Origin of the sequence: Polaribacter sp. Hel1_85, from assembly GCF_000766795.1 — a bacterium.
Lineage (GTDB): Bacteria > Bacteroidota > Bacteroidia > Flavobacteriales > Flavobacteriaceae > Polaribacter.
Genome location: NZ_JPDS01000002.1, coordinates 764,430 through 779,623, shown reverse-complemented (window position 1 = coordinate 779,623; position 15,194 = coordinate 764,430). Strand labels below are relative to the sequence as shown.

The following is a 15,194-nucleotide window of genomic DNA, read 5'->3' as shown; positions in this document are numbered from 1 at the left end:
TGTTTATTTATTTTAATGTTGTTGAAGTTTCCTTTAATGTTTGATTCCAAAGTCTATATGGATCTTTATTTTCTATCATTTGTTCTAGTAATAAATTTTCCATCTCTTTTAATTTCTCTTTATACTTTGGGTTTTCGGCCAAATTTGTTTCTAATTCTCCCTTTTTATGATGCTCTGGTAAATATTCATTAGGATTTTCTTTCAAGTTAAAGAGCTGTGTTTCTCTAACTGCACCATCCATCATATCATATTTAATCAATTTCCAATCACCTTTTTTCACTGAACGCATACCAGGTTTTGTACCACCTGCATAAACTCCATACATTACATCTCTAACATTTTCTTTTTCTCCGTCTAAAACAGATTTAAAACTTTTTCCTTGTACCGTTTCTGGTATTTTAATTCCTGCTAACTCACATAAAGTAGGTAGAACATCTAGTAAATAAACATTTCCTTCAACTCGTTTACCAGACTGTATTCCAGGACCTTTAACAATAAAAGGCACCCGAGATGTGTGCTCATACAAATTTTGCTTCCCCATTAATCCATGTCTACCAATAGACATTCCATGATCTGAAGTATAAATAATATATGTATTATCTAATTCACCCATTTCTTCAAGTTGTTTTAGAACTTTCCCTATTTGAATATCAATATTTTCTGAACAAGCATATTCTCTTCCTAATTCATTTCTAATTGATTTTTCATCTCTTCTTTTCCAAACTCCACTTACACGCTCTTCATCTCTTAAATTTGGATGACCGTGAAAAAATGGATGAGCTTCCAAATAATTATCCTGAAGGTGAGGTTGTTTTGGGTTTAATTCTGGAAAACTGTTTTTATCTTTATGATTAACAGCTCCATATTTTTCTAATAATTCTGGAGTCCCATTTCTTGTATCATGTGGGTGTGAAAAACCAAAATAAATTAAAAATGGATCTTCTTCCTTTGTAGCTTCTCTGTCTGTTAAATATTCCATTACTTGTTTTGAATGCCAAGCACTACCCGATTTTTCAGTTCCTCCTCTTTTAGTTGCATCTTTAACTACAGTAAATTGTCTATTTGCACCAGGATACGAATTCCCTTTTTTACAAGTTCTCATTGTTTTATAACCTGCATTATTAAATACAGCACCCATGGTTTGTTTGTCTATAGGATGAGAATCTATTTGTTTCTGAAACTCTGCACTAGGAGGTAAATCCCAAACTGTACGTCCAGACATAATCATATGTCTAGATGGTGTACAAACTGCACCATTCATAGACCCCATATTTCTTGCTTGATCAAAAACAATTCCTTCTTTTGCAAGTCTATCAATATTCGGTGTTTCCAAAATTGAATTAGGATCGTATGTTTTTAAATCAAAAGGAGACTGATCATCAACCAAAACAAACAGAAAATTTGGACGTTTTTTTTCTTTTTGTGCTTTTTGTGCTTTTCCACAACTAACTAAAAATGTTGTTGAAATTAGTAGTATCAAAATCTTATTCATTCGTTTTCTCATTTCTAAATTATTAATCATTTTATATTTAAAATTTTATTTCTATTACTGAAATATTTACCTTTATTTTTTCGTTACTATGCAATTCTAATTAATTAAAATCGTTCTAAAGTTCCCTTCCTTAAAACTCTTTTCTTTATTACCTACTTTAATAACTACAGGTACTTCATTATTTAAAAACAGTTTTCCTTCTTTCTTCTCTAAAACTACATTTCCTTTTTCTTTGGATGAAAGAATAATTTCGTTTGCAATAAGTTCTGTTCCATTCCCCATAAACATTACAAAATCGTTATTTTTCTCAGTACCAATTAAAGCATACGTTGCATTAGATGACATGTTTTTATAACTAACTTTTTGGTTATCATAAGAAGAAAATATATAATCTTCTCTACCAGATTTATTGATAATATTTAAACCTGCAAATTCTTTACTTCCGTTTTCATCTTCGAAACTAGTAATGCTTTTTACACTTTTCCCTTTTGTTGAAGTAAATGGTTCATACACAGAAATAAACGGATGTTCCCAGGCTTCTCCATGTTGTCTTGCTGCTATTGTTAAATAAGGAGCTCTCCCAACATCATAAGGTAAATTACCTCCATGTTTAAAGGCTTTATTTGGTGGCGATTTTATAGAAAACACTTCACGCCCTTCTGTTCCTTTCATCCAAAGATTCATAAACACATCTTCTTTACCTTCTGGCATATCTATTTTCCATTCTGCTTGATAATCATCACTTGTACGAATAGATTTTTTATCCCACATATAGTCAAATGCATAAAGATGTCCGCCTGCAAAAGCCATTTCTTCACTTGGTTTCAGATCTAATAAATTACCTTTTACATCGCTTATTTTCATACTTTGACCAAGGTTATGATAAAAATAATCATGGAATTTATCTCCTTTACGTTGTTTCATTGAACGGAAAATATCTATATAATATCCAGTATCCTCGCCTGTTTTTACAATACTAACCAAACGACTTTGGTCACTTCTTGATTCTGGTTCTAAAAAGAAAACATCAGTATAAGTAATATCTTTATAATATCCTTCTTTCTGTTCAGATTTGGGGTACATCCCCATCATATCAAATGCATGATTACTCAACATTTCTGTATATGAAGATGTTCCATCTACCATAACTGTATTATGAGCAGGGAATTGAGAGTAAAATTCTAAGTAAACTGGATTTAAATACCCTGCTCCTTTACCAGGATCTGCTCCTTGAACAAAACCTTTTCCATACAATTCTAAATTAATACCATTTGCATGCATATGGTTTCCAAGAGAGGCGTTTAAAGATGCCATCATTCCATCTTTACCCTGCCCCATTCTTTGAATAGACCAACTTACATTTGGTGCATAAAAAGTTTGAGTAACATAATATTTTAAATTTGCTTTCTTATATTTTTTATTTAATTCTAAAGGTTTACTTGTAAAAAATGAAGATATATCTGCTTTTGCTTTTCTCCTTTTTTTAGAATGTTCTTTATTTTTAGTAAACAACTTATACATTGATGTAAATTCCTCTTCTAAAACTTCATCCTCATTTTTTTGAGCCATTCTAATCATATCACTCATAGATTCTGTACTTAATGCCCCATAATAACTATCTCCAAAAGAAACTGTTTCTCCATTTGGAAATAAATACTGAGGAATCATCTTAACTGCTTTTTCCATAACTGGTGTAAAAGGCAGTATATTATGATTAAATGTATTATCGAAATCTCTAATAAAGTTGGTTAACGCTTTAGTTACTCCCATAGAATAACTTGGACATTCATTCCAAACACCATTATTTTCATCATAACCATAATCCATAAATTTAGATAACGACCATTGTCTTGCAGAAGTTACATTTAAAATATAGTTGATATAATATTCACGCCCTTTTTGGTCTTCATAGTTTTTATTATCCTGTAAAACCATTGCAGCCTTTAAAATAATATTTCCCTGATGCAAGTTCCAATTATTTTGTGGTACACCATTTTTAATAACTTGATCTGTCCATCTTTTTATTGTTTTATCATATCCTTGAATTCTATCAGGATAATTAGCTTCAATATAAGGGTGTAAAAAATCATATAATTCAGCATTGATTTGAAGTGCTCTTTCATGTATTACCTGAAAATGTGTAAAACCTACAAGCGTTTGAATATGACCATTCATTAAATCTATTGGTTCACTTCTATATGACATACCTTGCATATAAGTATCAAATAAGTCGAATGCAAATTTTGCAAAATCTTCATTGTTTTCTAACCAATATAAAAAAGCTGCATCTCTTCCTAACCTTAAAATAGTTTCATTAAGTGATACAATTATATTCCCTGTAACAGATGGTTCTGCCCATTCAAAAGGGTGACCTTTTTTAGTTTTATTAGGTAAATAAATTCCTCTTGGGTCATCCATATAAGGTAAAATATCTTCTATACTTGGTCTCCCATAATTTGTAGTTGCATCTCTAGACCCTGTAAATTTAACTGTTGGCACTGGTGCTTTTCCATCTGCATGAGAATAATGAATTCCATTAACATACACATTAGTAGCTTTCGTTTTCCAATACATTTGTAGTCTTGACACAATCCACTCTTTATCTGTAACATGTCTATCTACATATACATCTAATTTTTTATGAAGACCATTTAAAACATCTTTTGCCCAAGTTTCTTTCTTGATTGTTTTTTTTAGTGCTTTTTTACCAGATTGTGTAATATATAATCTTGGGTAGCCTTGCTCAAGCTTATTTGGAAGCGGTATTGTATTAGCAACTTGTGCGTGTATAAAATTCGCTATAAGCAGAAAAAAAACTGGAACTACTAATTTTCTTATTATCATTATTACTTCTTTAATGTAGATTACATGCTTCTAATATTTCTAAAAAAACAGAATTCTTATTATAATATTGGTGTGTATTTAATTGTTATTGAACCTTTACTAACAGGTACTGTAAAATCAACACCTATTCTGTATGCCGGTCCTCCTTCTCTTAAATGTTTTACAGGAACCAATTCATCTTTAATTATTAATTGCCCTCCATCACAAAAAACTTCAGCTTTAATTTTCTGATTTTCTGTTGTAAGTATTACCGTATTCGAATTGATGATTTCATATTCTGACAAAGTCATTATTGCCACTCCAAAAGGAACTTTTTTTATTGCAGAAAATTCATCTTTAATAGAAATTACTCCATTCTCTTTTTTGTCGTTTTTAAAAGTTCTTACTAATGATTTTAACTCAGTAATTTCATATGCTGATTTTAAATCCATCACAACTTTATCGCTATTTTCTTTAAATTCTGTTGTTGTAATACTTCCTGAAAAGTTTCTTCCATTAGATTGAAGTTGATTATTTATTTTAGGAACTGGATGTCCCCAAGAACTTCTAGCTTTATTGTCTGGAGAAAACGAACCAGCTCTATAAGATGGCGCTCCTATATCTCCAGTAATTATATCTTTACCCAAAACAATTGTATAAGTACCAACATCACTATGATTATGATTTTCTGCATTATGACCTGCTTTCATCGCTATAGAAAATGGAATTTCTTGTTTACCTCGTGAAATTACCATTCCTATATCATCAAAAAAGGTATAATTAGGTAGTTCTGACTTAGAATTATTATTACTTGTAATATCTTCTGTTTCTTCTAGATCATTCCATGCTACTAATTGATAGACAGCAGAAAATGAATCATGACTTTTTGATTTTTTTGACACTTCTGGCATTGTAGCTCCATAATGTTTTACAGACATATTGTATGCAAAACCACCATCATTAGAAACTTTAGAGACACCATCTGAAAATGGGGCGCAAATACCTTTATGAATTTGATATCTTTCTGGGAAATTACCAACATCCATTAACATTTTTGGATTATCAGCTTTAAACAAATCTATTGAACCATTAGAATAATCTGATAAAGTTTGTGCTAAATATAAATAATGCCCAAAACCATAATTCCAATAACCAGCACCTTCAGAACAATAACCATCAGCACCAAAACCACTTAAATAATATTTCATACTATTTAAAGCACTTCCAATAGCAGCAATACGTTCTTCCCTATTTTTAGCAATTGAAATTGCTACAAATAACGAACCACTAGTACAAACAGAATTCCAATTACTTGTACTCTTAAGCCATTTATTGTTTTTATCTAAAATTTTACTACTTGTTAAATAAGAATCTATAATTCTTGTTTGTAACTCTTTTTTAATATCAGTTCTTAGATTCTCATTCAATTTATTGCCTAAAAGTACTTCTGCTAAAGCTAAATCAGAACCAAACCTTCTAGCTCCTAAATCTATTGTTACTCGTCTGCCTTCTAAAACTCCATTTTCATTATCATCATGATTTGGGTGTACCCAAGACTTCATAGAAATAATTGCTCTTACATAAATCTCTATTTGAGGTAAAAAGCGACCTTTATTTTCTAAACATTCTGCTAAAACAAAATGCTCTAATCGTTCCATTGTTCGATAATACCTAGGTTTATAAATCCCTCTATTACCATCTTTATTTGCTAATCTGTAAATACTATCTGTAATTGGTACTTCTGGTACTTTATTTAGTTCTAATAATGCATTTTCTAAATATTCTTTTCCAGATTTTGTCGTTAAAATCTTATCCCAATACGTTCTATTTAATATTGAAGGTGAAGGTTGATACGCTTCTTCAGGGATAAATGACTCTAGCATTTCTATCTGTTTTGCACTTGGATAAATAGCATTCTCTTTTCCTTCTTGATAAAAATTTTGAAGATCTAAAGTAGATTTTGAAACTGTATTACAAGCCGTAAATACAGTTAACAAAACAATAGCGCTCACTACTATTTTTATTTTTTCATAACTTTTAATTGATAACTTTTTCACTAGTTTACACATATACTCTTTTATTGAAAATGTAGTTTTTTAAGTAGTAGTTCAATATTATACAATTTAGCTTCAAAAAAGTATAAACTATTACTCAGGATATATAAATTATAAGCAATTTGGTCATTAATTATAGCTATAATAGAGTATTACATCAAACCCACCTTAAAAATTAACCATATTTTTAAAAAAAAAGAGATAAAAAAAACTCGATATTAATTAAATACCGAGTTTTCAAATTCAAAATAATTAACACAAAATTCAAATTCTTAATCAACTTTATTTTTTTGATACCAATTAACTATGTAAGTTCCATTTGTTAATGAACTCCTTAGTAATTTAATTGATATTCTTTCCAATTACTTAAACATTTACTTTTTATTAAAAATGTAATTCTCACATTACTAGTTCAATAGTATATAATTTTGTTTTTAAAGCATATAAATTATAATTCATAATGTATAAATTATAATCAATTTGAGCATAAATTTTAGCTATAGTAAAGTATTTTACAAAAAAAATAAAAGTTATATTTAAAATTATGAAATAACGTTAGATACATCTCTTTTAAAAAGGTAAAAAATAGATTCTTAATTTTACTTTTCTGTTGAAAAAACTGCTGCTGGCAATCCTTCTTTATTATACAAATTAGCTCCCTCAGGATTTTCAGACCAGGCATAACGTACATTTATTGGTTTTGAAATTGATGAATTCCAAACTTCTATTTTAGATTTCGAAATTATCTTAGCTTCTGCTTTTTCCCAAACACCATCTTCTCCCTCAATTTCAAACCATTTTAAGGATTCATTAATTTCTATAGTATCATCTAACAAATGCTTACTACCTACCATTAATCCAGATCCAGTATTTGTAAATGAAATTTTAATTTTATTTTTTTTGATCTTAAACGATTTAAATAGTGGTCCACTAACTGCGCTTACTTTTTTATGATAATCTCTGTCTAAAGCCCATAAAGCTAAACGCTTTCCTGCATCCATTTTATTATGAGGATGTACATCTTTAGGCTCACCAATATCATATAAAACGGCCATTCCTGTATTAGGTAATTTTAAGGTTTTTCGCAACTCATTATTAACTGTTGCCCAACCTTTATCTGCATCGTCATTTGCTCTATTACACGCTGCCAATTGCGCCCAGTAGAATGAAAAATCTCCTTGACTCCAATCTGCTCTCCAACTTTCTATCATTGTAGTAAAAGACTCTTCATATTCATTTTGTCTATAAACAGCATTACTCTCTCCCTGATACCAAATTGCACCTTTAATTTTATATGGAATAACAGCACTTAACATTCCATTATACAATGTAGTAGGTATCTTATTGCTTTCTCTTGGGTTTACAAAAGCTCTAGGTTTACGCCTTTTACTACCATTTTTTTTCCAAGTTGACAGCTTACGCTCAAAAATGGTGTCTTTATAATCATCAGCATCCATCTTTTTTATAACTTCATTTACTTCTTTTCTATTAGCTTCAAAAAAATCTTTCAAATTTTCATTTTCAAGATAAGCTTCTTCAGAAATCCAAGGCTCAATGCGAGTACCTCCCCAAGAACACTCTACCAAACCAATTGGCACATTTAATTCTTTGCGTAATTCTTTTGCGAAAAAGTACCCAGTTGCTGTGATTTTTCTAATTCCCTTCGCATTAGCGCTTACCCAATTTCCATCAAAGTTTTTTTTCTTTTCGTTTAATGATGTTGTTTGTGGTACTTCAATATGTCTAAGCCAGTCATCATTTACTGTTGCAACTTCTTTTCTAATATATTCAACCAAAGGTTGATGTTTAGGATCTCTAGAATTATTCAAAAACTTTTCCATAGAAAAATCCATATTAGATTGACCTGTACAAAGCCAGACTTCTCCAGATAAAACATCATTTATTACAATGGTATTTTTTCCTGATACAGTAATTGTAAATGGACCACCAGCTTTAGGCGTTTTTAAATTCACTCTCCAAGTTCCATTTGCATTGGTTACAACTTGTGCTTTGGCTCCCCAGCTTGCTTCAACAGATATTTTTTCATTTGCATCTGCCCATCCCCAAATAGGAATTTCAGTTTCTCTTTGAACTACCATATGATCAGAAAAAAGTGAATTTAAAGATATATTTGCTAAAATACTTTGAGGTAAAACAAATAGTAAAATAACTATTAACTTGTTGTAAAAACGCATAGGTCTAAAGTTTAAAATTGATAAAAATTTATAAATAAAATATTTAAAAAACTATAAAGTAGTGTCTAAGAAATCTTTTATACTACTTTTTATCATCGGGTTTTTATAAGATTTGTGAGACTAGAAAATCGGAAGTATTAGGGCGAAAAAAATTGTTTGTTGAATGTTTGTCGATTTAAGTTTTAAAATAGGCATAAATTTTATGAGGTGTTGTGTGCTGAAGGTTACCATTCTTTAGTGAAATAATTTACTTCGATTGGCTCTGTAATATAATAACAATCTTTATACTCTGTAATGTGAAAATGCATTTTCCACTTATTACCAAAATTATCTTTTAGTTTCAAGTTATATCGAAGTATGTTAAAATTTAATAAATTTTCAGTGTCAATATACTCATAAGACTCTAAGTGAAATTTCCAACCTTTTAGTTTATGTATTTTTTCAATTGTTCTTATCATTGTGCTGTAACTCATTGAAAAACTTTGAATTCTACCCTCTCTATCCTTAATAAACTCAAGAATCTCTATTTTAGTAGGATCCATTTCACATTCTTTAATCCAGATTTTCTCTATTGTATAAAAATCAATACTTTCTATATAATTTTCAGAATTTCTATTATTTATTAAAGCAATTGTTTTGTTAATTATACTATCAACTTTTGCACAATCAGTGTTTTTTGGTGTCTTACACGAAGTTGTAAATATTAAAATCATTCCAATAAATATCATTCTGATCTGAACCATATGTAAATAAAGTAATTATGTTTTGTTATTTAGTTATATGATATTTCATACATTTAATCAATCTGAAATTTTGTGCACACCACTTGATAAAATTAGTATTTTATTTAACATCCATCCACGTTACTTGATTCCATTTTTCCTTCACAAACGGTTGAGGTTCTCCTTTTGTAGAACGTCCGTTTTGTATGATATCTGTTATTTTTTTCTTTAATTTTTCAACGATTTCTGGTTGTTCAAAATATAGATTTGTCGTTTCTCCTGGGTCCTCCTCCATATTGTTAAGTTCAAAAATTGCTTCTCCTTCTTTTGGTTCAATTAATTTAGGTTTTAAAGATCCTCCTGAACCTCGCAACATATTTAATTTCCATTTACCTTCTCTAATTGCAAAATGCCCCGTAAAAGAATGATGAATAACTGTTCTATCTGTACCTTCTATCGAATTAACATCTTTCATTAAAGGTAACAAGCTATAACTATCTTCAGCAGCGTTATCTGGTATTTTTACTCCCACAATATCTGCAATTGTTGCTAAATAATCTGTCTGACAAACTGGTGTATTTATTTTTCCTCCAGCCTTAATTTTATTTGGCCAACGCATTAAAAAAGGCACTCTATGACCTCCTTCATAAATATCTCTTTTTCCTCCTTTAAAATTTAGATTACTATAATGTTGGTACGTATCTCTTTGATATATATAATTAGATTCTGCACCATTATCCGAAGAAAAAATAACCAAAGTATTCTCTTCTAAACCATTTGCTTTTAAAGCATCTAATACTTGCCCTACTCTATAATCTGTTTCTTGCATAAAGTCTCCATAATTTCCACATGCACTTTTTCCTTGAAAATCTGGATGTGTACAGTGAGGTAAATGAGGACTAGTTAAGGGCATATATAAGAAAAAAGGTTTTCCGTTTTTAGCTTCATTTGCAGAGTTATTAATATAATCTACTGCTTTAGTAGCAAATGTTTCTAATACTATTTCATCATTAAATGATGCTGCAACCTCAACATGTCCTTTAGCTATTTCTGTTTTATATGGGGGTGTCATTCTATAAGTACGAGGTGTTACATCCATTTTCTTTTTAGTGAATAAAGTAGGAGGATCTAGAACTTTATCATTTTCTAAAAAAGTCAAAATCCCATAATTCATAGATGCAGCAATTCCAAAGAAATAATCAAAACCTTTTTCTATTGGTCCATCTGTAAATGGTTTAGACCAATCTCTATCTACTCCTTTTTTACCTTCAAATTCCATTTGAAGATGCCATTTACCTACCATAGCTGTATTATAGCCATTATCTTTAAGCATAGAAGCAATTGTCATTCGATCTTTCTCAATTAAACAAGGCCCATCAGCTCTTAAAACACCTTTTTTCAAAGACGTTCTCCAACTATAACGTCCTGTTAATAAACTGTATCTTGATGGCGTACAAACTGCATCACTACTATGCCCATCTGTAAAAGCAACTCCTTCATTTGCTATTCTATCCATATTTGGTGTAGAAAATTTAGCTTCAGGATTTAAAGCACTAACATCTCCAGCACCTTGATCATCTGTATAAATAATAACAATATTAGGTTTGTTTGGTTTGGTTTGTTTTTCAGTTTTTGTATTCCCACAAGAAACAAGTAAAAAAAAACTTATAATAGTTGTGATTTTTGATAAAATTTTCATGTTATAATTAATTTTCTTTTTTTTATAAGTTTAAATTTTCAACTATTATTCTAGCTACTTCTTTCCCTTGTTGATTAAATCCTAATTCGTTATAGTGAACATTCCCTGGTTCTTGAGCCCACTTTTCATAATGTGGTTTCGTAAATGCGAAAAGGTCATTTATTATAATTTCAGGATAATTATTCAAAACCTCTAAAGCTGCTTTATTAAACTTTATACTGTCACCTTCAAATCGTCCTTTTGCATTTGCAGGAACAGGTGTTGTTGTCGCAAACACCAATTTTGTATTTGGAAATTTCTTTTTTAAATAATTACATATTTCATTTAAGTTTGATTTGTAGTCATTTATCGATGAAACTTGTTTTCCGTTTTTCTTAGAGAGATGTTTTCCTTTAAGGTATTTTAAATCATGTAAACCAACGTTAAAGTGAATTAAATCCCATTTAAAATTCCAACCATTTTCTAACCCTGGTTGAAACATCGTTTTCTCTAACTTTTCCATATTTTCAATGAAATTATGGCTAGAACCACCGTTTTTAAACAAACGTATAACAGTCGCTTTGTCTTTTAAAATTCCCCTAACTTTTGATGAATATTTTATTGAAATAGAATCGCCATATATAAATACATTTGGAGTATCCTTTTTAGGATGTATATATTTAAAAGCATCCGTTTTATAAACTTTTCCAATCTTGCCACAGAGTTTTTTCCAAGTTAATCTACATAATTTCTCATTGATTTTTCTATATATATTTTCAGCAAAAGCAACTGGAGCTATTCCTATTCCGAAAATACTAAAACCAATAATTTTTATAAATTTTTTACGATTCATTTTTCAATCTTATTTAATAATAAGTTAGGTTTATAAAACTCTTAATTACCCCAAACTTTAATTTTATTCTTCCCTATTTTCAAACTTTCAAAAGGACCAATAAAAGGAGTTCCTATTGTTCTAACTTTTCCAAAATAATCTTTATTGATGGTTACTGGAGAAGCATCTGGGTTTTCAAAAGGTGCTTCAGATTGAAAAGCGACTCCTAATAAAGCTGTGTTAACTAGTTGTGTTTTAACATTTTTAAAACTCTCATCAACCGTAATATTTAAATAATAACCATCCTTTTCTTTAGTTAAACTAATCTCTGGGTTTAAAGTTCTGTTTTCTACAAAATTAGTTTCAATATTTGATGGTAGCGCTTTGTTTAAATATAGATTTGCATCAATAAATACTGGAAATTTTTGCTTGTTATAATTATTTAATCCTCCAGGAGATTTCCATTTATAAGTTGCTGAAGGAAAATCATTATAAGCATTTAAACCATAGTATTGACCTTTTTGTAAAGAGTCTATTTTTGAAGCAAAAATATTGTTATAATAACGATCATCTCCATGTATAACAGTCATCATACCGAGAACTGCTGTTGAATGTGAAAAATGGTAATGCGTAAACCTATTCATTGCTGTTCTCATATGAATATTCCCTGCAATTAAATTATTTACAAATGCTGTTCCCTGAGATGCATTCAAAATTCCTCTTTCAGAAAGTAAAATATTGTTATCGATAATCATTGGTCCATGATTGACCTCTACAAATAAATCTTGATCCTGATTATTAAATAAAAGATTACCCGTAACACGAGCTCCTTGTGCTTGCCAATCTAACCAAATACCTCTGTGGTTATCGTGAATAAAATTATTTTTAATCAGTACATCAATTGCAGCATGGAGTTTAATTCCTCCAATTTCCCAACCATCAAACTGTTTTTTTACATTAATGTTGTAAATATGATTGTTACTAATTTCGCTAAAAACTCCTCCAAGATGCCCTATTATTCCTCCTTGTTCACAATCTTTAATTGTATTATTTCTGATAATATGAGAACCAACTGTTTCTTTAGACCAACCTAATTGTAAAGCTCTAAAAACAACTTCTCTTTCACGTTGTGTTCCATGTTTCTTTTTATCTCTTTTCCATAAATTTTGTCCTGAACTTCTTTCTTTTCCGATAACAACTCCAGAGCATTTAGAATCAGAAATTATATTATCTTCAATAATCCAACCTTTACTCCAGTTTGGTCCAATTAAACCAATTTGTTCAGCTGTTGGAGGTGCCCATTGTGTTGCTGCATGACACATTTTAAAACCACGAACTGTAATATAATTAATTCCTGTTTTTTTCGGCCAGAATACAGTTGATCTTACATTTATTTCAACCAATTCTTTATTTGGGTTTTTACCATTAAAATTCGCATAAATAGTTGTTGTTTTATGATCACTTTTACAAAACCACTTGTATTTAGAACCCTCTATATCAATTGCTCTTTTTAATGGTTTTTCTGAAAAAACTTTTGATAAACTATCTATTTCATAAAGTGATTTTCCATTCAGATAAACTTCTCCTAAATGATGTTCTCTTCCATAAGTTTTTGTTAACCAATCTCCGTAAAGTATTTCTTGATAGGGATTAAATTCGCCAAAAAATGAATTATCAATAACTACTTTCCAAACTGATCCTTTGTGTTTTTTCCAGGTATTAATTTCTTCAGAACCTTTAATCCAAACCTCTTCGTTTTCTGCTGCCTGATACGTAATTCTATTTAGATTATTCATACCTCCGTAAAACGGATTTATTCTTTCTCTATAAATACCTTTGTGAACAATTATTACATCTCCAGGTTGTGCAACTTTTGCTGCTTTAGAAATTGTTTTAAAGGGCATTTCTTTTGTTCCATCATTATAATCATCTCCTTTTTTGGAAATATGATATTCTCTTGCCTGTAAAACAAAAGAAAGAAAAATAAACAGTGCTGTAATAGCTAACTTAAACGACTTCATAACTTATAATATTTTATTCACTTTCAAAAACTTGTTCCAACTTAATATAATCAACTGCAAATTTTCCTTTTGATGGTTTCCAATCTCTTTTAAAAATACGTATTAAATTATCACCTTCTTTTAAATCTACCAAACCAAAATCTATTTCTTTAAACGTTTTTGACTGTGGAAATTTAAACTCTCTATGTATGCGACTATTTATCAAAACATCGTGATTTGACTCTCCATCTGGAGAAGCATAACTTACAATAAAACGATACTTAGCAGGTTTTGCAACCTGAGCTAATATGGATACATGATCATAAGGATTGTCAAAATTTGTTACATACCCTTTTCCACTATATCCTTTTATCCAAGTATCTACAATTACATTGTATAACTTTCCTCCTGCAGCAAATCCATTTTCTGCCTCTAATTTTAAAGTTGTTTTGGTACGTTTTGCAATTCCCAAACCTTTTTTTGATGGAACTATAGGAATAATATTCCCTTGTTTATCATACTTTAAATAATCTGCCATTACACTACGTGTTTCACTTAATCCTCCTGACAACCACGCACTATGATAAAACATCATATCTTTTCCTTTATACGTTACTATACCTCCATGATTAGTACCACTCTGACCTTCAAAATCATCAATAAAAACACCTTTGAACTCATAAGGTCCTAAAGGCTTATCTGCAACTGCATAAAACATCTTTTCTGGCCATCTTCTTGGAGTTAGACCAGGATATGTTAAATAGTATTTATCATTTCTTTTATGTACCCAAGGTCCTTCAAAAACATGGGTTAATTGTTTAGTTAAAACTGTATAGGTTTCTGGCTTAATAGACATTAAATCATCATTTAACTCTGCTGCAAAACACTTACGATCATGCCCCCAATATAAATAAGGAGTTTCATCTTCATCTATAAATAATGCTGGATCTTGACCAAATTCTACTCCCTTCACATATCCTAAATCTGTAAAAGGACCTTCTGGTCTATCGCTTCTAGCTATTCCTGTCCTAAAAAGACCTATTCCAGCCTCTTTCATACAATAAATCAAATAGTAATTACCTCTGTAATAAGCTGCATCCATTGCCCAAGCATGACTCTCTGCCCAATCTACATTTTCTAAATGTAGAATCCTACCATGATCTGTCCAGTTTACCATATCTGTGGTAGAAAAAGCATGGTATCCTGTCATACCATAATGGTTATTAGAACCTGGTTCATCATGAGAAGTATACACCCATAATTTATCAGGATCATCAGGCCAAACATGTGGAGATGGATCTGCTGTAAATACACTTGTAAAAACAGGGTTTTGAGCTTTGACACTTAATGACAGTAACATTATCAACAACAATAAAATTCTTTTAAAGTCCATAACTT

9 protein-coding genes are annotated in these 15,194 nt (G+C 30.1%); all 9 read right to left on the bottom strand.

What is annotated here, in order from left to right:
- Positions 1 to 7 precede the first annotated feature (7 nt).
- The 9 genes from PHEL85_RS10455 to PHEL85_RS17380 all read right to left on the bottom strand — a co-directional run bounded on the left by PHEL85_RS10455 (position 8) and on the right by PHEL85_RS17380 (position 15,189).
- Positions 8 to 1,522 carry a sulfatase-like hydrolase/transferase gene (locus PHEL85_RS10455; RefSeq protein WP_200882346.1) on the bottom strand — a complete coding sequence of 505 codons (1,515 nt, stop codon included), beginning with the start codon at positions 1,520 to 1,522 and terminating at the stop codon, positions 8 to 10.
- A gap of 66 nt (positions 1,523 to 1,588) precedes the next feature.
- Positions 1,589 to 4,336 (bottom strand): heparinase II/III family protein, encoded by a 2,748-nt coding sequence (locus PHEL85_RS10450; RefSeq protein ID WP_200882345.1) that lies wholly within the window; start codon positions 4,334 to 4,336, stop codon positions 1,589 to 1,591.
- Between the two features lie 59 nt (positions 4,337 to 4,395).
- Positions 4,396 to 6,372 (bottom strand): hypothetical protein, encoded by a 1,977-nt coding sequence (locus PHEL85_RS10445; RefSeq protein ID WP_200882344.1) that lies wholly within the window; start codon positions 6,370 to 6,372, stop codon positions 4,396 to 4,398.
- Between the two features lie 596 nt (positions 6,373 to 6,968).
- Complete coding sequence (locus PHEL85_RS10440; protein WP_052108543.1) at positions 6,969 to 8,564, bottom strand: sialate O-acetylesterase; 1,596 nt, start codon at positions 8,562 to 8,564, stop codon at positions 6,969 to 6,971.
- 224 nt (positions 8,565 to 8,788) lie between these two features.
- Entirely contained in the window at positions 8,789 to 9,277 is a 489-nt protein-coding gene (locus PHEL85_RS10435; protein WP_156109187.1) for a hypothetical protein, read from the bottom strand.
- A 130-nt stretch (positions 9,278 to 9,407) separates the two neighbouring features.
- Positions 9,408 to 10,985: a sulfatase family protein gene (locus tag PHEL85_RS10430; RefSeq protein WP_052108542.1), complete on the bottom strand. Its 1,578-nt coding sequence runs from the start codon at positions 10,983 to 10,985 to the stop codon at positions 9,408 to 9,410.
- Positions 10,986 to 11,007: 22 nt separating this feature from the next.
- Entirely contained in the window at positions 11,008 to 11,817 is an 810-nt protein-coding gene (locus PHEL85_RS10425) for an SGNH/GDSL hydrolase family protein (RefSeq protein WP_036824773.1), read from the bottom strand.
- 41 nt (positions 11,818 to 11,858) lie between these two features.
- The gene (locus tag PHEL85_RS10420) at positions 11,859 to 13,817 is read right to left on the bottom strand and encodes a right-handed parallel beta-helix repeat-containing protein (RefSeq protein ID WP_081965128.1); all 1,959 of its coding nucleotides are present in this window, start codon (positions 13,815 to 13,817) and stop codon (positions 11,859 to 11,861) included.
- A gap of 13 nt (positions 13,818 to 13,830) precedes the next feature.
- Positions 13,831 to 15,189, bottom strand: coding sequence for a family 43 glycosylhydrolase (locus tag PHEL85_RS17380; protein WP_081965127.1), 1,359 nt, complete (start codon positions 15,187 to 15,189; stop codon positions 13,831 to 13,833).
- Positions 15,190 to 15,194: the final 5 nt, after the last annotated feature.